The organism is Neptunomonas sp. (assembly GCF_041601355.1).
Taxonomy (GTDB): domain Bacteria; phylum Pseudomonadota; class Gammaproteobacteria; order Pseudomonadales; family Balneatricaceae; genus Neptunomonas.
Genome location: NZ_JBFIIH010000008.1, coordinates 39232 through 57944 on the forward strand (window position 1 = coordinate 39232; position 18713 = coordinate 57944).

Sequence of the window (18713 nt, forward strand, 5' to 3'; positions counted from 1 at the left end):
GTATGCATCGGGCTTTTCAGAACCGGGAAAGTATCAGTCTAAAAATCCATTTTCATCTCGTCTCTTACTTTCTTTGTGTCTATTTCTAATTGTACCAGTCGTGCTTTATCGGATGAGGTCAGTCCTGATTCACGGTGGGCATAAATAATTTGTTGTAGTGCTTTGTCAATTTGCCCGGTCAGTAAAAAATATTCTACTCTTGCCTGATGAACAGCAACGGTTTTACCCGCCTGGCCCAGAGCTTCTGAAAGGAGATACCACGCATTAGTATCAGTGGGGTAGTCCTTTTTAAGTCGGTTCAATATGCTAATTGCTTTATTGGGTTGCTCTGCTCCCATATAGGCTTTTGCCAGTAGTTGTTCGACCGCATAATGGTCGGGAAAAAGGCTGTTTAACTCTTCTAATTGCTTGCTGGCGGTTAACCATGCTTCAGCCGCGAGTTGCAGCTCTGCTTCGGTGAGTTTGACAAACAGGTGTTGCCTCCACGATGCGGGCAATTTTTTTAAGGCGCTTTCAGCCAGTTTAAATTGGTTCATGCGGATAGCAGCAACAGCCAGCCCGTAATAGTCCAGAGGTTGCTGCGTTGATTTTGTGGCTGATTGGTAATGGTTTAGCACTTTTTGCGGATTACTTGAAAAATGTACCACCATCCGGGTGCGGGTAAGGTCGAAGTCTAAAGATGTTCGGCTGGTTGAAGGTACTGGCAGTTGTGAGGCTCGGTTCAATGAATCAGCGATACGCGACTCTGTGACCGGATGGGTTAATAGAAACTCAGGAGGGCGGGTTCCCTGAAAGCGCTGAGACTGCTGCATTCTGGAGAACATGCGCGGCATCGCATTAGGGTCAATACCAGCCTCTGCCAGATTTTGCATGCCAATCCGATCAGCTTCCTGTTCGTTGAGGCGGCTAAACGCTAAGCTCGATGACTGTTGGGCAGCGATGGACGTAGTGATCGCCGCCATACCCGCCTGTGAGTCAGCGGCAGCAATAAGAATGCTGGCTAGCATAGCAGCCATCGTGAAAGGGCGGTTGCGGCGTGATTCTTCTAATTGTGCTGCAAAATGTCGTTGGCTTAGATGTGCCAGCTCATGGGCAATAACCGAAGCGAGTTCATCCTCTTTTTCCGCAGACAGTAACAGTCCTCCATGTATCCCTACGATACCGCCGGGGACAGCAAAAGCATTCAGTGTCGGGTTGTCCAGTACAATGAGATCGAGACGCTTATCCTGTAGCTGGCTATGTGCGGTTAACTGCCACAGTAGATCATTAAGGTAGGAGTAAGTAACAGGGTCATTTAATAATGGGGCACTGCCTCGCAAAATGCGTGCCCATGCCTGGCCGACCCTATGCTCTTTATCAAGAGATATGATGCCGGAGGTGGTGTCTGCAATAACCGGTAAATTATTGTCCGCAACGCTCAACGGCGACCCGGATAGCATTGCAGCACATAAAATAAAGTGAATTAAGCGCATTCAGTCCTTCCTGTTCTCTTTCATGGTCGTGTGAAGCATGTCATTATCTTACCGCGTTGCTATTACCGGTGCCTGCAAATGGCGATTATTTTTGTAATGTCTTGAAATACGGGCCTTAAATGCAAGAATGTAAAATTGACGAAGTATTAGATGCTAGCGGTTTAAATTGTCCTTTGCCGTTACTTAAGGCAAAGCAGGCTTTAAATAAACTTGCCCGGGGGCAAGTGCTTAAAGTTATTGCTACAGATGTTGGATCGGTCAGGGATTTTAAAGCCTTTACTGATCAGTCTGACCACGAGTTATTGAACTCGTTCATTGGTGAATCCGAATATACTTACCTGATTCGGCGCGGCTAACTTATAACTAACTGGATAGATCAACCATGAGAGCAATTATCTCAAAATGGATAGAGCGGTATTTTTCTGATGAAGAAGCACTGTTTCTGTTTCTGTTAATCGGTGCTTTTTTACTGATTATTCTTACGTTAGGTAAGCCTTTGGCGCCAGTTTTTGCCGGGCTTATTCTGGCCTTTCTGATGCAGGGCGGAGTTGATATCCTTGTAAAAAAGAAAGTCCCGCATATTTTATCTGTGGTCATTGTCTTTTCAGCATTTATAAGCTTCTTGCTGGCACTCTCGCTGGTGGTGTTCCCATTGGCTTGGAAGCAGTTGACGACGTTACTTCAGGAGCTTCCGCGCATGGTGCAGCAGGTTCAGGCGCTATTGCTGGTTTTGCCGCAGGAGTACCCGCAATGGATTTCGGAGTCTCAGATTCGGGATATAATGCAACTCGCTTCCAGTGAGTTGTCCAATGCCGGGCAGTGGGTAGTTACTTTCTCGCTGAACTCGCTGACGGGGATAATGACGCTGCTTGTGTATCTGGTGCTGGTGCCTATATTAGTGTTTTTCTTCCTCAAAGATGGACGCACACTGGTGCGTTGGTGGGTCACTTTTCTGCCTAACAAACGTAAAATGATGACCACCGTATGGCAAGAGATGGATGATCAGATTGCTAACTACATTCGTGGGAAAGTGATTGAGATTCTTATCGTCGGCACCGTGACCTATTTAACTTTCCTCTGGCTTGGAATTAATTATGCTGCCTTGTTAGGGATAATGGTCGGCTTGTCTGTCTTGATTCCCTATATTGGAGCGGCCTTGGTGACATTCCCCATAGCGCTTATTGCATTCTTTCAATGGGGCTGGGGCGGCGAGTTTATGTACCTGATGATCGCTTATGGGATCATTCAGGCATTGGACGGTAATGTGTTAGTGCCGCTGCTGTTTTCTGAAGCGGTTAACCTTCATCCTATTTCTATTATCGTAGCGGTGTTGATTTTCGGTACACTTTGGGGCTTCTGGGGTGTGTTCTTCGCTATTCCGTTAGCGACGCTGGTCAAAGCAATACTGAATGCCTGGCCGGGGCCGATGGATGCTGATGCAAATAAAGAGATAGCGGCATAGTCAGATGAATAACTAATGCTCAGCAGAGTGCTGAGCATTTTTTTGATAGGGCTTTAGCTGCTCAGTGCTTTAACCGTTGCCAGGACTTCGTCGGCGTGACCTTTAACTTTTACTTTTCGCCATTCGTGACGCAGTACACCTTGTGTATCGATAAGAAAAGTACTGCGCTCAATACCCATATACTCTTTTCCATAAAGTTTCTTCAATTTAATCACATCAAAATGTTTACACAGAGTCTCGTCCGGGTCACTGATGAGTTCGAAAGGGAAGCTGTGTTTGGCTTTGTAGTTTTCATGTACACGCAGGCTGTCACGACTGACACCAAGAATTACAGTATTGGCTGCAACAAACTCGTCAAAAAGGTCTCTGAAATTCTGTCCCTCGGTAGTACAGCCCGGCGTATTGTCTTTAGGGTAGAAAAATATGACGAGATTTTTACCCTTGAAATCTGATAAGGAAAGCGTATTTTCGCTGGTGGCTGATGCTGTGAAGTCTGTGACAGATTGTCCTACAACTATGTTTGGCATTATTCTTTCACCTCTATTTACAAAAAAGCGGCGTGGTTACTACGCTTATGGACTTTATTTCGTATAGAATATCGAGCCTTATACGATATCAGATCAGGTTTTGGATGTGTGCAGTTAAATGCAATAATGCCAAGCCTTAGTTAACGGAGAATAAAATGATTACCGGCAGCATCGTAGCGCTTGTAACTCCAATGAAAGAAAACGGAGAGATCGACTGGGTTGGTCTTGATAAAGTTGTCGACTTTCATCTGGAAAACGGCACAGATTCTATCGTTGCAGTAGGCACGACAGGTGAGTCAGCAACACTTAATTGTGAAGAGCATTGCGCGGTAATTAAACGTGTCGTTGAGCGTGTGAATGGCCGTATTCCTGTTATTGCAGGTACCGGTGCGAATTCTACAACGGAAGCGATTCAACTGACGCGTGAAGCGAAAGGGGCTGGCGTTGATGCGTGCCTGTTGGTGACGCCTTATTACAATAAGCCAACACAGGAAGGCTTGTTTCAACATTTTAAAGCGATTGCCGAAGCGGTGGATATTCCACAGATTCTGTATAACGTACCCGGGCGTACAGCATGTGATATGTTGCCTCCAACGGTACTGCGTTTAGCGCAGATCCCAAATATTGTGGGCATTAAAGAAGCAACAGGTGATCTGGAGCGTGCTCGTCTTCTGATTGAGAAAGCGCCTGAAGGTTTTGCCATCTACTCTGGAGACGATGCAACCGCAATCGAGATGATTATTGCAGGTGGTCAGGGTAATATCTCGGTAACAGCCAATGTGGCTCCTGCTGAGATGGCCCGGATGTGCCATTTGGGGCTTGAAGGTAAATCTGAAGAAGCACGTGCGATCCAAACACGTCTGATGCCTTTGCATACCCAGCTTTTTATTGAAGCCAATCCTATCCCGGTAAAATGGGCCATGCATGAAATGGGTTTGATGGATCTGGGTATTCGTCTGCCATTAACAGTGTTATCAGAAGAATGTCGGCCTGTAGTGCGTCAGGCACTTGTTGATTGCAACGTACTTAAGTAGGAAATATTTGATGAACACACGGTTGCTTACCTCAGTAATTCTGGTTGGGCTGGTCACAACCAGCGGTTGTAGTATGATCGGTAAAAATCCGATCTATGGCGAAGATGGGGTTTTAAAAGACCGGAACCAGGAGTACGAGAAGGCAACCGTCGGTAAGGAGTTGTCGATTCCGCCGCATATTCAGGCGAAGTCGACGCAGGATCAGTTTGTTATACCGACAATCGGCGAGACAGCCTCTGTCAGAACAAAAGAGTTTGAAGTGCCTCGCCCTGAGTTCTTTTATGCCGACACGGGTAGCAAATCAGTCAACCTGAAAAAACTGGGTGATCAGAAGATCATTGTAGTCGATGAGCCAATTGCTGCAGTGTGGGAAAAAACCCTGGATTTCATGAAATTTAACGGTGTTGAAATAGCCAGTGCTGATGCTCGTCAGGGTGTGATTGAAAGTGACTGGATTACATTGAATGGCCCCGAACTCAGCTTTGCTGATCGCTGGATTAAGCATCTGACTCTGCAGGATATTCCTGGTGGTTCCCGTAATAAGTTGCAAGTTCGCTTACGTCCGGATCCGGAAAATTATCAGCGTACTGCTATTGAGATGAAGCATGCTCAGTTTCCTGAAAGCCAGGACGTCACAGATATTAACTGGGATACGGCTTCAAAGGATGTTGGCTACCAGTCTGATATGATGTTTGAAATGCTACGCTATATGAGTAAGGCATCTGTAAAGCCTAGCGAGCGTTCATTGCTGGCTATACAGCAACAGCAGAGTGCCCGTCCGTTATTAGGGCGTGATTCCCGTGGTAATCCGGTGATGAAAATTGATGCCCCGATCGATGAATCATGGGATATGCTGAATGCTGCTGTTGATCGTGCGGGCGTTGATGTGGGTACGCGTGATCAGGATATAGGTATGTTGTACATTACTTATACGACATCAACACCGCTGGAAAGCAAAAAAGATATGGGGTTCTTTGAATGGCTGTTCTCTGACCGTGAAGAAATCAAACTGAGCACGAGTACAATCTCTTCTGCACTAGGGATAAAAACTGCGGATGAAATTAGCTATAGCTCTAAAGATGCGGTTGAGGCTCCGGTGCTGGAGGAGGGCGAAGTGCAGGCGTTAGCTGATCCCGGCAATCCGGCTAACCAGAAGGGTTATAAAATATGGCTTGCAGGGCGGGTTATTTATGTCTTCGGTGGTGAAAAAGCGAAGGGAAGCTTTAACGCCGATACCAATGCTTTTGAACACGCTGGAAAATATCAGCTGAAGATGAACCGGGCGCGTTCTGGTGTTTATATTACGGTCAGAAATGATGAAGGGTTAGCTGCACCGGCGATTATTGCAGAAGAGATTCTGTGGTCTATTAAGGATAATATGACAGCAGGTTAAGCCGCTGAATTGAGCCTGTGCTGAGAGGAAGTGCTGGCAGATTTGCTGAGGGAAGTGCTTCTCTGTCTCAGGTGTATAGAAGTGCTTCACTGTATAAACGTCCTCTGCAGCTAAGATGTTAATTTGATATTTAAGGAGCCCGGTGCTCCTTTTTTTATTTCTTACTTTTATTCCTTATTTTTTTATCAGAGTGTACGGAGAACAAAATGAATGCTGTGTTTCTTGATCTTCAGGGGCTGGATGACCTCGATTTGAGTGTTCTTGAAAACTGCTTTGCTACCTTGACCACTTTTCAGGGTACATCAGCGGAGCAGGTGGCAGAGAGAGTTAAAGGTGCAGATGTCATTATCGTTAATAAAGTGCAGTTAACACAGGCTGTCATTGAAAGCGCTTTCCACTTGAAAATGATTTGTGTAGTGGCGACGGGCACTAATAATGTTGACCTGAAATCAGCCACGACTCAGGGGGTGGCTGTGTATAATTGCCAGGCATATGGTATCCCTTCCGTTGTTCAGCATACGTTTTCGCTAATTCTGGCACTCCATACTAATTTGCTTAATTATGACCGGGCGGTACGGGCAGGCGAATGGCAAAAGTCTTCGCAGTTTTGCTTGCTCGATTTTCCCATCAGAGAGTTAAGTGGCCGCAAAATAGGTATCATTGGGTATGGCCACCTGGGTCAAGGCGTTGCAAAGATAGCACAAGCGTTTGGTATGCAAGTACTGGTTGCCGGTCGTTCTGTGACAGATCAGCGCGAAGGACGTATGCCTCTGGAGAAGCTATTGCCTGAGGTAGATGTGCTCTCTATACATTGCCCTTTGACCGCTGAAACAAATAATCTGATTGATGCCAGTGCACTCGCTTTGATGAAAAAAGAGGCTGTATTGATCAATGTTGCCCGTGGTGGTGTGGTTGATGAGCAGGCGCTTGCCGATGCGTTACGTTGCGGTGCGTTGGCTGGAGCAGCCACGGATGTCTTGACTCAAGAGCCACCACGCCAGGGCAATCCGTTGTTATCGCCGGATATCCCTAACCTTATTGTTACCCCGCATAGCGCGTGGGGAAGTAAGGAGGCTCGCCAGCGTATTATCGACCAGACGGTCGATAATATAAAAAATCATGGCAGCCAGAATGTTGTGCGCCGGGTCGTTTGAGTATCTATGACTGGAGCGCCTTTAACCCATGCCTTCAAAAAGGTGCTTCAGCCAAAAACGACAGGGGTTCCTGAGTGTAGGGATGGGTAAACGAAAGCTCTTCTGCGTGCAGCATTAGCCTGTCAGACAGGCTGAGAGCTTTATCATCAGCATAGAATCGGTCGCCGGCAATCGGGTGGCCCATCCACAGCATATGTACGCGCAGTTGGTGGGAACGCCCTGTTTGCGGGTAAAGAAAGACGCGTGTGGAGTCGCGGAGCGTTTCTATTGTTTCCCAGCGGGTAAGGGCATATTTTCCTTTTTCATGGTCGATCATTTGTAGTGGGCGTCGTTCCCAATCACAGCGTAATGGCTGCTCAATTATACCGTTATCTTCAGTAGGTGTGCCGCTAATAATGGCGTGGTATCTTTTGCTCATCTTATGTTCTTGAAACAATCGACTTAGTTGCACCAAAGAGTCAGCAGTCAGGGCAAGGACCATAAGACCGGAAGTGGCGTAATCCAGTCGGTGTACAATGCGGGCAGTAGGATGGCTTTCTGCTTGAATCCTGCGCCCTACACAGTCTTGTTTCTCCGGCCCCTTGCCGGGTACTGAAAGCAAGTCATGCGGCTTATTAATGATAATAAAGTGCTCATCAGCAAACAGTACAGGGATCATTTTTTTGTCCCGCTTTGTTTCTTTTTACTGCTTTTTGTAAAAAGCGCCATCGACTCTACATGACTGGTATGCGGAAACATATCCATCACGTTGAAACGGCTGAGTTGGTAACCTTTTTCTAACAGCAGCTTGCTATCCCTGGCTAATGCAGACGGTTCGCATGAGATATAGAGAATCTCCTGGGCGAGGGGTGATTGTTTTGAGAGTAGTTGCGAGAGTAGTTCATAAGCCCCGCTGCGTGGCGGATCAAGAATGATCTTGTTACAGGTCGAGTTAAGCCAGGCTTGTTGCTGATTATCGGTCGATAGGTCTGCCCGGAAAAAGCTGGCATTATCAATGTCGTTGATAATCGCATTCTGGGTAGCACGTTTAACCATCTCGTCAGAGCCTTCGATCCCGGTGACCTGTTTCACCTGTCTTGCTATGGGGAGTGTGAAATTACCTAAGCCGCAGAAAAGATCCAGTACGATATCTTCTTTGCTTAGCTGTAGCCACTCAATCGCTTGACGGATCATCTGTCTGTTAACGTCTGCATTGACTTGTAAGAAATCACCCGGTTGAAAGTGCAGACTTATTTTTTCAGCTGGCAGGCTATAACTGTTGGTGCTGAGCTCAAGCAGGGTTACCTGCGAAACATCTGTTTTCAGGTACAAATTGAATTGTTTATTTTGTGCAAAGTCAGTGAGCGCTGCGATGTCATCTTGCCTGGGCTTTCTTGTGCAGCGTAAGAGCAAGGACTGAGACTCATCGCCGAACAGTAGCTCGGCATGCGTATACGTTTTACTGTTAGTCAGTTGGTTGAGTGTTTCTTTAAGATCGGTGAAGATTGATTCAGCGCGAAGATCAAGTACCGGACAGTTCGTTATTTGCAGTAACTTATTACTTTTTCTGCGACGAAAGCCAGTGATGGCTTCATCACTTTTTTGTAAGATATTTAAGCCTATGCGTGCAGAGCGACGGTAGTGCCAAGGCTCGGACTGAATCGGCGATTCAATCACGAGGGGCTCCTGTTCGCCAAATCGCTTCAATTGATTGAGTACATTAGCCTGCTTTGCCTGAATCTGCGCGCTGTGCTCTAAATGTTGTAATTGGCAGCCACCACACTCCTCATAATGCTGGCAAACTGGTTTGCTGCGATCTGATGATGGAGTAATGACCTTGACGAGTTTTGCTTCATCATAGCGTTTGTGTTGTACGCTGATTTTCGCTTCAACGTCCTCGCCACTCAAAGCGTCTTCTACAAAAATGGTTTTGCCTTCATGTCGGGCAACACCACGCCCTTCTTGGCTGAGTGACTCAATATGTAGCGTCAGTGCTTCATTAGGAAGCGGTTGTTTTTTGGTAGTTGGGCGACCAAAACGTATCGATTTTCGTTTCATATTACTTTCCAGAATAAGCTGGCCGCATTTTATCATACTGCGTATCAAGGTATCAGGCTCAATCACGCTAGTTTCTATTGTATAGTGTGAACCTGATCTGATTATGGAGTTGTTGTTGTGTCTGAGCATCCGTTCGCGCAGTATGTGCGCATTTTGGGTAAAGGAAAAAAGGGGTCGCGTTCGCTAACGCAAGAGGAAGCTTTTGAGGCAATGAGCATGATTTTGTCGGGCGCTGTCCGGGCAGAGCAGCTGGGTGCTTTTCTTATGTTGTTGCGGGTGAAAGAGGAGTCGCCAGAGGAATTGACGGGGTTTGTTAAAGCCGCTCGATTACATTCGTCAGCGCCAGAATCATTGAAAGTTGACCTTGATTGGTCAACTTATGCTGGAAAAAAACGGCAGTTGCCCTGGTTTTTATTGGCGGCTTTTATCCTCTCTGAAAACAATGTACGTGTCTTCATGCATGGCTCAAAAGGGCATACCCAGGGGCGGGTTTATATAGAGGATATCCTGTCCGTTTTCGGTTTAGCCGCGTCGCAAAATTGGCAGCAGGTCGAAGCTGATTTAGCTCAGCAGCAGTATGCTTATTTCTCCATTGATGAGATGGTGCCTCGCTTGGGTGAAATTATCCAATTGCGTCCTATTTTAGGACTGCGTTCACCTGTGCACACCTTGTGTCGATTGATTAATCCTTTAAATTCAAAGTGTACCGTCGATGGAGTTTTTCATCCGGCTTATGCGCCAATGCATCAGCAGACCAGCCAGCTGTTAGGTGTTCAGCATGGGCTGACTATACGTGGTGATGGTGGTGAGGCTGAAATTAAACCTGACTCGGATTGTGAAGTGCGCTGGATTCGTCAGGGTGAGCTATCCGATGAGCAGTGGCCAAGAATCTTTTCAAAACGGGTTGTTAAAGATGAAGTGCTGGAGCCTTCCTTGTTGCTGGCGTGTTGGCGGGGCGAGGTCGTGCATGAGTATGGCGAAGGTGCAGTGATCAGTACCTTGGCTGCATTACTGCTGTTGCTGGGAAAAGCGGATCAACAAGCGCCTGCTTTGTTGTTAGCACGTTCTTTGTGGAAGCAGCGTAATCGCAGCCGCTTTTAGCCCAAAAATGGCTTAGAAGATTAAGACGAGTGTTATTAATCTCGTCTTAATCTGTCAGAAACCGCGATCGGTGAAGGAAAGTTGAAAATCACAACATAGGTCGACAGTAGAAAGGTAAGAATGGCTGTCGCTTGTATGACGTGTGAGGCCTCCTGGCCTATCATCGCTGCGCTGGCTGCAATATAGGCAATTAGCAATGAAAATTCGCTTATTTGCCCCAGTCGAAAGCCTACTTCCCATGACATCGCGTTGTCTTCTTTGATGGTTTTTAACAGCAGACGGAATATCACCGGTTTTAATCCAACTACAAGAACGGCCAGCAGGGCTGCGGGTAAAATTATCTGCCCGATTAACCCCAGGTTGAAACTTGCGCCAACCGAAAAGAAGAATAAGATCAGGAAAAAGTCACGCAGAGGTCTGAGGTTGGTTGCGATATATTGAGAGATAGGACTGGTCGCTAAGGCTACGCCCGCGACAAACGCGCCCATCTCTGCGGATAGCCCAATGTATTGGGCTCCTTCAGCCATGCCCAGGCACCAGCCAATGGCAAGTAGAAAGATATACTCATGGAAACGGTCAAAGCGATGAATTAATTTTAATATAATGTATTTAACCAGCACTATGCCTACCACGATCAGTAACGGCAAGGCGAGTAGCGGCATGATCAGACTCATCGCGCCGTTGGTTTCATTTTGGCCGCTGTACAAAACCAGCAAGACTATGATGGCAATGACATCCTGCAGTAGTAGTAAACCTACCACCAGTTCGCCCGTATGGCGATGATGGAGGACGGTTGTGGGTAGTAGTTTAATGCCGATGATGGTGCTGGAAAACATCATCGCTGCGCCAATAATTACAGACTCTGTCTGCGTGTATCCGAAAAGCATTGCTGCCAAATAACCGGCAACTAAAAAAATAACAGAGCTCCCAACAGCAACCCAGGTTGCTTTTTTTATCATCTGAATTAAATGTGAAGGCTGCATATCCAGCCCGAGTAAAAACAAAAGGAAGATAATGCCGATATGGGACATGTCTGCAAGAAGCGCCGTATCAGAAATAAATTGAAAACCATAAGGGCCTAATAATGCGCCCAGTACGATGTAAGCTATCAGTAATGGTTGTCGGGTATAGAGTGCCAGAGACGCCAGAATGGCGGCACCGGTAAAGATAAGAAAAAAAGAAAAAACTACTGAATGTTCAGCCATTTAATAAGCTCCCTGTATGCGCAGATACATTGTAACAGAAGCGGAAGTGAGCTGTTTAGCGCGACCTGAAAACTTTACCCGGCGATATTGGAAGGTCTGATGTTGATATTGCTGGCTGGCGTTTACATGCCATAAAATAATAGAGGGTATGACTGAACAGAGAGAAGAGAGTTAAATACAATATTTTTCAGGTATCGTCTCTTCGGTTTTTGCAATCGTATAATATCTGATCAATTTACTCGGAATTAGATTCGGTGTATCCTGATACTTTATTAGTATTGATGTATGTATTCAGGTGTAAAAATGAACATGACGGTTACCGAAGGCGCAGAAACATATCTGGCCGATTTACTCTCTAAGCAAAATGTTGAAGGTATTGCTGTAAGGATGTTTGTCACGCAGCCGGGTACGCCTTATGCTGAAACCTGCCTTGCCTATTGCAGACCGGATGAATTGGTTGAAGACGACGAAGTATTGGAGCTTAGCAAAATACGCTTTTATTTTGAGCGCAACAGCCTACCTTATCTTGAAGAGGCGCTCGTTGATTATTCTCAGGATCGTATGGGTGGGCAGCTGACTATAAAGGCGCCGAATGCCAAAGTACCAAAAGTGTCATCGGATAGCCCGATGAGCGAGCAGATTAATTATATTCTGTATAGCGATATCAACCCTGGATTAGCGTCACATGGTGGTGAAGTTAAGTTGATCGAATTGATTGAAGAAACCGATGGCTATATCGCTGTACTGAAATTCGGCGGAGGTTGCCAGGGATGCAGTGCAGTAGATCTGACATTAAAAGACGGTGTAGAGAAAACCTTAATTGAACGCCTTCCTGGCCTGCTCGGCGTTCGCGATGTGACTGATCACACAGTGACTGATAACTCCTACTACAAGTAAGAAGTACTTTAAAGATAGGTTTCAGGCGTATTTGGTACAACAAATGCGTCTGAAGCATCTCTGAATTTTTCCTTTGTGCTATAAAAAATCCAAAAGCCAGCTATCCTTCATCAAATAATACGAGTTGCGGCCATTTAAGGTTGTTTTCTTGTGAGTAGTCCCCATAGTCTAATTCAGGCACCGTAAAGTCTTTTTCAGACAGTATCGTGTCTGTTTTTTATATCGCACCTGGATGTTATAGGTGCCCTGCAGAGAGGCAATATCCATTATGGATCAGTTTGAAGCTACCGATAATATTAATGTAGAGCTTCCCGTCCTGCCGTTACGTGATGTGGTTGTGTACCCGCACATGGTCATTCCACTGTTTGTCGGTCGAGAAAAGTCAATTGAAGCGCTCGAAGCCGCTATGGATGGTAATAAAGAAATTTTACTGATCGCACAGAAAAATGCTTCTGATGACGAGCCCGTTGCCGGTGATCTGCATGATATTGGTACAGTAGCCAGTGTCTTGCAAATGTTAAAACTGCCAGATGGCACCGTTAAGGTTCTGGTTGAGGGAGACTATCGCGCTAAAATTGATGAGCTGAATGATTCGGGCAATTATTTCACTGCGAAAATCAGTAATTTGCCAGTAGGAACACTGACCGCCGCAGAGAGTGAAGTCTATAAACGTACTGCGTTAGAGCAGTTTGATCGTTTTATTCAGATTAACAAAAAAATTCCTTCCGAAGTCCTTTCGTCGCTGCAGAATATTGATGATATAGGTCGTTTGTCCGATACAATTGCAGCGCACATGTCGCTCAAGCTTGATGAGAAGCAGAGTATTCTTGAAATGCTTGATAGCCGTCTGCGTCTTGAGCATCTGATGTCGCTGATGGAAGCGGAAATCGATCTTGTTGAGGTTGAAAAGCGTATTCGTGGGCGTGTTAAAAAACAGATGGAAAAAAGCCAGCGTGAGTACTATCTGAACGAGCAGATGAAAGCTATTCAGAAAGAGCTGGGAGATCTTGACGAAAACGGTGTGAGCGATATTGATGAGCTGAAGAACCGTATTGATGCAGCGGGTATGCCGAAAGAGGCGTATGACAAAACCATTGCCGAGTTCAACAAGCTTAAAATGATGTCGTCAATGTCAGCTGAAGCAACCGTTGTTCGCGGATATATCGATTGGATGTTGCAGATTCCATGGACTAAGCGCTCTAAAGTGCGTCATGATATGAAGCGTGCCGAAGTGATTCTCGATGAAGATCATTTTGGTTTAACAGAAGTAAAAGAGCGTATCCTCGAGTATCTTGCGGTTCAGCAGCGTGTTAAAAAGCTGAAAGGTCCTATTTTGTGTCTAGTGGGCCCGCCAGGTGTAGGTAAAACGTCTCTGGGTCGGTCAATTGCTCGTGCGACGAATCGTAAATATGTGCGAATGGCTTTGGGTGGCGTGCGTGATGAAGCAGAAATACGAGGTCATCGCCGTACCTATATTGGGTCTATGCCAGGTAAGCTTATTCAGAAAATGGCTAAAATCGGTGTAAAAAACCCACTGTTTTTATTGGATGAAATCGACAAAATGGGCATGGATCAGCGTGGTGATCCGGCTTCTGCTTTACTCGAAGTGCTTGATCCGGAGCAGAATTCGACATTTAACGATCACTATCTGGAAGTGGATTATGACCTGTCCGATGTGATGTTCGTCTGTACGTCAAATTCAATGAATATACCAGGTCCATTGCTTGATCGTATGGAGCTGATTCGTATACCTGGCTACACAGAAGATGAAAAGTTAAATATAGCGCGTAAATATCTGGTTCCTAAGCAAATTAAGCAGAATGGCTTAAAGGAAAAAGAAGCGAAAATCGAAGATTCTGCTATAATTAGTCTGGTTCGTTACTATACTCGTGAAGCGGGTGTGCGTGGGCTGGAACGCGAAATTGCTAAGATCTGTCGTAAAGTGATTAAGGCGGTTGCGTTGGGTGGCCTTGATGAGCAAATTATTGTGACGGATGAAAATCTGGAGCAGTACAGCGGCGTCAAAAAGCACAGTTTTGGCTTGGCGGAAGAGGAAGACTTGGTCGGTCATGTAACCGGACTGGCCTGGACTCAGGTTGGCGGCGATATGCTGAGTATCGAAGCGACGGTTGTGCCTGGTAAAGGGCGGCAGATTACAACGGGTAGCTTGGGTGATGTCATGAAAGAGTCTATCCAGGCAGCATTAACCGTGGTAAGAAGCCGGGCTAAAGCGTTGGGTATATCATCGTCATTTCATGAGAAGCAGGATGTGCATATCCACGTTCCTGAAGGCGCAACACCCAAAGATGGTCCAAGTGCGGGTATCGGTATGTGTACAGCGCTGGTGTCGGCATTAACTCAGATTCCGGTTAAGTCAGATGTTGCGATGACAGGTGAAATAAACCTTCGCGGTCAGGTCATGCCTATTGGCGGTTTAAAGGAAAAATTACTGGCCGCTCACCGTGGTGGTATTAAAACAGTTATCATTCCTGACGAGAATCAGCGTGACCTGAAAGAAATACCTGATAATATAAAGGCTGATCTTGATATCAGACCGGTAAAATGGATTGATGAAGTGCTTGACATTGCTCTGAAATTTCAGCCTAAACCGCTGAAAGATGAGCCTGTTGAGCCTGCATCGACCGAAAAAAAATCGGCTAAATCTGCTTCAGAACAAATAAATACACATTAATGCCAAACACAGGCAGAATCAGGGGTTGAGAACTTGACACCTAATTCTGCCACTTGGTATAAAGTGCGGGATATTTGTGTTGAGCATAGACTACAGAACATAAATAATAAACGACTCGATAAAGGGGAACATCGTGAACAAGTCTGAATTAATCGACGCTATTGCAGCTTCTGCTGATATTCCAAAGGCGGCTGCAGGTCGTGCATTAGACGGTGCGCTGGAAGCAGTCACCTCTTCATTGCAAAAAGGTGAGTCTGTTGCACTCGTCGGTTTTGGTACATTTTCTGTAAAAGAGCGCGCGGCACGTACTGGTCGTAATCCTCAGACAGGGAACCCAATTGAAATTGCTGCTGCAACCTTGCCAAACTTCAAGCCTGGTAAAGCGCTAAAAGACGCAGTAAATAAGTAGGAATTTGATCGAGTCAGATCATAGTCCAGATTAAGGAGCGGTAGTTCAGTTGGTTAGAATACCTGCCTGTCACGCAGGGGGTCGCGGGTTCGAGTCCCGTCCGTTCCGCCACGATAAAAAGCGCATTCAGGCGAATGCGCTTTTTTTTTAATTTTAGGGTTTGTTTTAGGTGAATCATGCTGCAATCCATCAGAGATAGTTCGCAAAGTATTGTTGCTAAAGTTATCGTTGGTTTAATTATTGTTACCTTTGCGTTATTCGGAGTGGAGTCTTTAGTTAGTCTGACCGCAGAGTCAAATGCCCCGGCGACAGTCAATGGTGAAGAGATAACCCAGCAAGAACTTTTTCAGGCAACAGAGTTGCAGAGGCGTCAGCTGCTTTCTCAGATGGGTGAGGATGCCGATCCGGCGCTACTGGATGATGGTTTGATCAGTGCGATGGTACTCGATAGTCTGATTGAACAAAAATCACTGCTATTAGCGGCACAAGATAAAAATATGATTATCTCTGATCGCATGATCGATCAGATGATTATTAATACCCCGGATTTTCAGGTGGAAGGGCAGTTTAATCGCAATCAGTTTGAAGCTGCTTTACGTAACGCCGGTTTTACACCTTTGATGTACAGAGATTTATTGAGAAAAGAACGATTGGTGGAGCAGCAACGTAATGCTTACCAGTTATCAGCGTTTGCCGTTCCATCTGAGTTGGATCGAATTGTTGCACTGGATCGACAAACCCGTGATATCAGTTACTTCATATTGCCTATAGCGTCGGCTGAAAAAAATATTAAGGTTTCAGAAGACGATGTAAGAGCAAAATACGAAGCTGAGAAATCTGCATTAACGACCCTCGAACAGGTTGCCATAGAGTACATTCTATTAGATAAGAACGACTTGCGTGAGAATGTCGAAGTTTCTGATGCAGAATTAAAGGCACAATACGATCAGTTCCTGGCATCTTACCAGGCGGAAGAGCAACGCGCAGTTGCTCATATATTGGTTGAAGTAACCGCTGAGCAGGATGACGAGGCTGCGCTTAAGAAAATTAAGGCTGTACAAGCGCGTATCCAGGCTGGTGAGGCGTTTGATGCCTTGGCTAAGAGTGAGTCTGACGATCTGGGTTCAGCAGCGGCAGGGGGGGATTTAGGGCTTAACGGAAAAGGTGTCTTCTCCGCCCCGTTTGAAGAGTCGATGTTTGCCTTGGCGGTGAATGAAGTATCTGAGCCGGTACGAACTGAATTTGGTTATCACCTGATTAAAGTGACCGGCATATCAGACAAAGAGTTACCTGATTTTGCTGAGATGAAATATAAGCTGACAGATGACATCTTGGATCAGAAAGTTGAAGCTGTTTATGTTGAACGCCTTGAGCTAATGGCGGATATCACTTTCTCTGCAGGTGATCTTATTGAGCCTGCTGAGGTGATGGGGCTGGTCATTCAAGAGAGCGAGCCATTTGATCGCGCCGGAGGTGCGATCGATATTACGCGTAATGCGAAGGTAGTTGCAGCAGCGTTCAGTAACGATCTGATCAGGGAAAGGATTAACAGTACACCTATCGAATTAGATAAAGAGCGGACGGTTGTTGTTCGCGTAAAAACACATTTTGAGCCTCGTGTGCAAGCTTTTGATGAAGTTGCTGCTATGTTAAAGCAAGAGCTGATCGAACAGCTTGCTGGTGATGAGCTTAAGACAAAAGCTCAGCAAGCTGTTAGTGATCTAATCTCCGGAAAGACGATGACAGAAGTCGCTGTTGGCGCTGAGGTTATGCAGCATTTTGCTGTCTCCCGGGCTTCAGGCGATCTTCCTGAATCTGTACGCACATTGGCATTCTCGTTAGCTAAACCTGAGGCAGGCCGCATTGTTGCCTCCACAACAGAGTTGGATGATGGTAGCGTTGCTGTGGTGCTGCTGAATAAAGTCAATCTGCCGGAAGTGGCCTTGACTGATGATGAGAAAAAGTCGATGGCTATATTCCTGGGCACACGTTTTGGCCAGCAGGAGTATCAGTCGTTGCTTACTCAATTGAAGAATGCGGCTGAAATAGAGAAAAAATAGTTAACTGGCTTTATGAAAAACGCACTTTATGAAGTGCGTTTTTTTTTTGCAGGCTGTCGGGCTTTTCCGCCGTAGATCAGTGTTACATCTGACTGCCTGTTGTAATGCTACCTCTTTCTGATTAGCAGGCTACCAATCGAATACCCGGCCCCAAAAGAGCAAATAATACCATAATTTCCGCATTCTAAATCTTCGTGGTTCTGTTGAAACGCAATCAGGGATCCCGCCGAGGCCGTATTTGCATACTTATCAAGTACAATAGGTGCTTCATCAGCGGTTGCATCTCGCCCGAGCAGTTTTCGGGTAATCAATAAGTTCATATTGATATTGGCCTGGTGCAGCCACCAGCGCCTGATGTTTTCAATATGTAGATCATGCTGTCTTATATGCGCTGTAATATGCTCGGCGGCCATGGGGCATACTTCTTTGAAGACTTTGCGGCCATTCTGATGGAACAGCGCGTCCATCGAGAAAGGATCTGTATCGCTTACTCTGGCGGTATAGCCGAAGTTAGATCGAATATTATTTGAAAAAACAGTTGCTGCTTTTGTGCTGATAATTTCATAGCTGTGTTCAGATTGGCACGTTTCTGCGGATTCAATGACTGTGGCCACAGCAACATCGCCAAAAATGAAATGGCTATCTCTATCGCAATAATTCACTTGTGGAGAGGTTAATTCGGGATTGATCACCAATACACCCTGTGCTGTTCCGGCTTTTATCATCTCGTAAGCACGATGTAAGCCAAAGGTTCCTGATGAGCAAGCTACCAGCATATCGAAGCCAAAGCCGTTGATGCCTAACGCATTTTGTACTTCTATTGCAATGGCCGGGTAGGCGCGTTGTGTATAGGAACAGGCGACAATAACCGCATCTATTTGATCGGGCGTTTTATTCGCAGAAAGTAAAGCCTGTTTGGCGGCATGCAATGCTATTTCTGCTTGTACAGATAATGCATCATCAGGCCTGGATGGAATAATCGGGCGCATGCGGGTGGCATCGAGAATGCCCTCTTTGCAATATGCATAACGGCTTTTTATGCCTGAGGCTTTTTCAATGAACTCTGCTGTAGAAAGTGTTTTTGCTGAAATATCTCCAGCTTCAATTTCAGTAAAGTGATCCTTGTTGAATTGTGTTGCCCACGCATTATAAGCAGTGACTAGCTCTTCATTGCTGATGCTGTTTTCGGGTGTCCATAGGCCGATTCCACTAATGATAGCTTGTTTCATAAATGCCTACCGTTCAGTTAATTATTGGTCGCTGATTATTA

At 45.9% G+C, this 18713-nt stretch carries 16 protein-coding genes and 1 tRNA gene; 11 read left to right on the forward strand and 6 right to left on the reverse strand.

Annotated elements, in window-relative coordinates:
• Window positions 1-38: 38 nt before the first annotated feature.
• On the reverse strand, window positions 39-1472 hold the full coding sequence (locus ABY436_RS02585; RefSeq protein ID WP_372737467.1) for a M48 family metalloprotease: 1434 nt from the start codon (window positions 1470-1472) through the stop codon (window positions 39-41).
• A gap of 119 nt (window positions 1473-1591) precedes the next feature.
• On the opposite strand from ABY436_RS02585, the gene ABY436_RS02590 reads away from it, so the two are divergent.
• Window positions 1592-1828 carry a sulfurtransferase TusA family protein gene (locus ABY436_RS02590; protein WP_372737468.1) on the forward strand — a complete coding sequence of 79 codons (237 nt, stop codon included), beginning with the start codon at window positions 1592-1594 and terminating at the stop codon, window positions 1826-1828.
• Between the two features lie 26 nt (window positions 1829-1854).
• Window positions 1855-2934 carry an AI-2E family transporter gene (locus tag ABY436_RS02595; protein WP_372737469.1) on the forward strand — a complete coding sequence of 360 codons (1080 nt, stop codon included), beginning with the start codon at window positions 1855-1857 and terminating at the stop codon, window positions 2932-2934.
• Between the two features lie 53 nt (window positions 2935-2987).
• On the opposite strand, the gene ABY436_RS02600 is transcribed toward ABY436_RS02595, so the two are convergent.
• Window positions 2988-3461, reverse strand: coding sequence for a peroxiredoxin (locus tag ABY436_RS02600; protein ID WP_372737470.1), 474 nt, complete (start codon window positions 3459-3461; stop codon window positions 2988-2990).
• Between the two features lie 155 nt (window positions 3462-3616).
• Between ABY436_RS02600 and dapA the strand changes: the two genes are divergently transcribed.
• The 3 genes from dapA to ABY436_RS02615 all read left to right on the forward strand — a co-directional run bounded on the left by dapA (window position 3617) and on the right by ABY436_RS02615 (window position 7042).
• Window positions 3617-4495, forward strand: coding sequence for a 4-hydroxy-tetrahydrodipicolinate synthase (gene dapA, locus ABY436_RS02605; RefSeq protein ID WP_372737471.1), 879 nt, complete (start codon window positions 3617-3619; stop codon window positions 4493-4495).
• A gap of 10 nt (window positions 4496-4505) precedes the next feature.
• Entirely contained in the window at window positions 4506-5888 is a 1383-nt protein-coding gene (bamC, locus tag ABY436_RS02610; RefSeq protein WP_372737472.1) for an outer membrane protein assembly factor BamC, read from the forward strand.
• 206 nt (window positions 5889-6094) lie between these two features.
• A complete protein-coding gene (locus ABY436_RS02615; RefSeq protein ID WP_372737473.1) occupies window positions 6095-7042 on the forward strand; it encodes a 2-hydroxyacid dehydrogenase in 948 nt (315 codons plus the stop codon).
• A 34-nt stretch (window positions 7043-7076) separates the two neighbouring features.
• On the opposite strand, the gene ABY436_RS02620 is transcribed toward ABY436_RS02615, so the two are convergent.
• Together ABY436_RS02620 and rlmD are read right to left on the reverse strand one after the other, a co-directional pair.
• Window positions 7077-7700, reverse strand: coding sequence for an RluA family pseudouridine synthase (locus tag ABY436_RS02620; RefSeq protein WP_372737474.1), 624 nt, complete (start codon window positions 7698-7700; stop codon window positions 7077-7079).
• Window positions 7697-9079 carry a 23S rRNA (uracil(1939)-C(5))-methyltransferase RlmD gene (gene rlmD / locus ABY436_RS02625; RefSeq protein WP_372737475.1) on the reverse strand — a complete coding sequence of 461 codons (1383 nt, stop codon included), beginning with the start codon at window positions 9077-9079 and terminating at the stop codon, window positions 7697-7699. The genes ABY436_RS02620 and rlmD overlap by 4 nt, the downstream gene beginning before the upstream one ends.
• A gap of 117 nt (window positions 9080-9196) precedes the next feature.
• Between rlmD and ABY436_RS02630 the strand changes: the two genes are divergently transcribed.
• A complete protein-coding gene (locus tag ABY436_RS02630; RefSeq protein WP_372737476.1) occupies window positions 9197-10180 on the forward strand; it encodes a glycosyl transferase family protein in 984 nt (327 codons plus the stop codon).
• Between the two features lie 35 nt (window positions 10181-10215).
• Here ABY436_RS02630 and ABY436_RS02635 read toward each other — a convergent pair whose 3' ends face one another.
• Window positions 10216-11385, reverse strand: a complete 1170-nt coding sequence (locus tag ABY436_RS02635) for a cation:proton antiporter (RefSeq protein ID WP_372737477.1) — start codon at window positions 11383-11385, stop codon at window positions 10216-10218.
• Window positions 11386-11688: 303 nt separating this feature from the next.
• Here ABY436_RS02635 and nfuA point away from each other — a divergent pair, with 303 nt between their 5' ends.
• The 5 genes from nfuA (at window position 11689) to ABY436_RS02660 (ending at window position 17443) form a co-directional block, all read left to right on the forward strand.
• On the forward strand, window positions 11689-12282 hold the full coding sequence (gene nfuA / locus ABY436_RS02640) for a Fe-S biogenesis protein NfuA (RefSeq protein ID WP_372737478.1): 594 nt from the start codon (window positions 11689-11691) through the stop codon (window positions 12280-12282).
• 268 nt (window positions 12283-12550) lie between these two features.
• Window positions 12551-14974: an endopeptidase La gene (gene lon / locus ABY436_RS02645; protein WP_372737479.1), complete on the forward strand. Its 2424-nt coding sequence runs from the start codon at window positions 12551-12553 to the stop codon at window positions 14972-14974.
• Between the two features lie 133 nt (window positions 14975-15107).
• Window positions 15108-15383 (forward strand): HU family DNA-binding protein, encoded by a 276-nt coding sequence (locus ABY436_RS02650; RefSeq protein WP_090727850.1) that lies wholly within the window; start codon window positions 15108-15110, stop codon window positions 15381-15383.
• A 34-nt stretch (window positions 15384-15417) separates the two neighbouring features.
• Window positions 15418-15494, forward strand: a tRNA-Asp gene (locus ABY436_RS02655).
• A 65-nt stretch (window positions 15495-15559) separates the two neighbouring features.
• Window positions 15560-17443 (forward strand): SurA N-terminal domain-containing protein, encoded by a 1884-nt coding sequence (locus ABY436_RS02660; protein ID WP_372737480.1) that lies wholly within the window; start codon window positions 15560-15562, stop codon window positions 17441-17443.
• A gap of 107 nt (window positions 17444-17550) precedes the next feature.
• Here ABY436_RS02660 and ABY436_RS02665 read toward each other — a convergent pair whose 3' ends face one another.
• Window positions 17551-18672 carry a beta-ketoacyl-ACP synthase III gene (locus tag ABY436_RS02665; protein WP_372737481.1) on the reverse strand — a complete coding sequence of 374 codons (1122 nt, stop codon included), beginning with the start codon at window positions 18670-18672 and terminating at the stop codon, window positions 17551-17553.
• Between the last annotated feature and the right edge of the window lie 41 nt (window positions 18673-18713).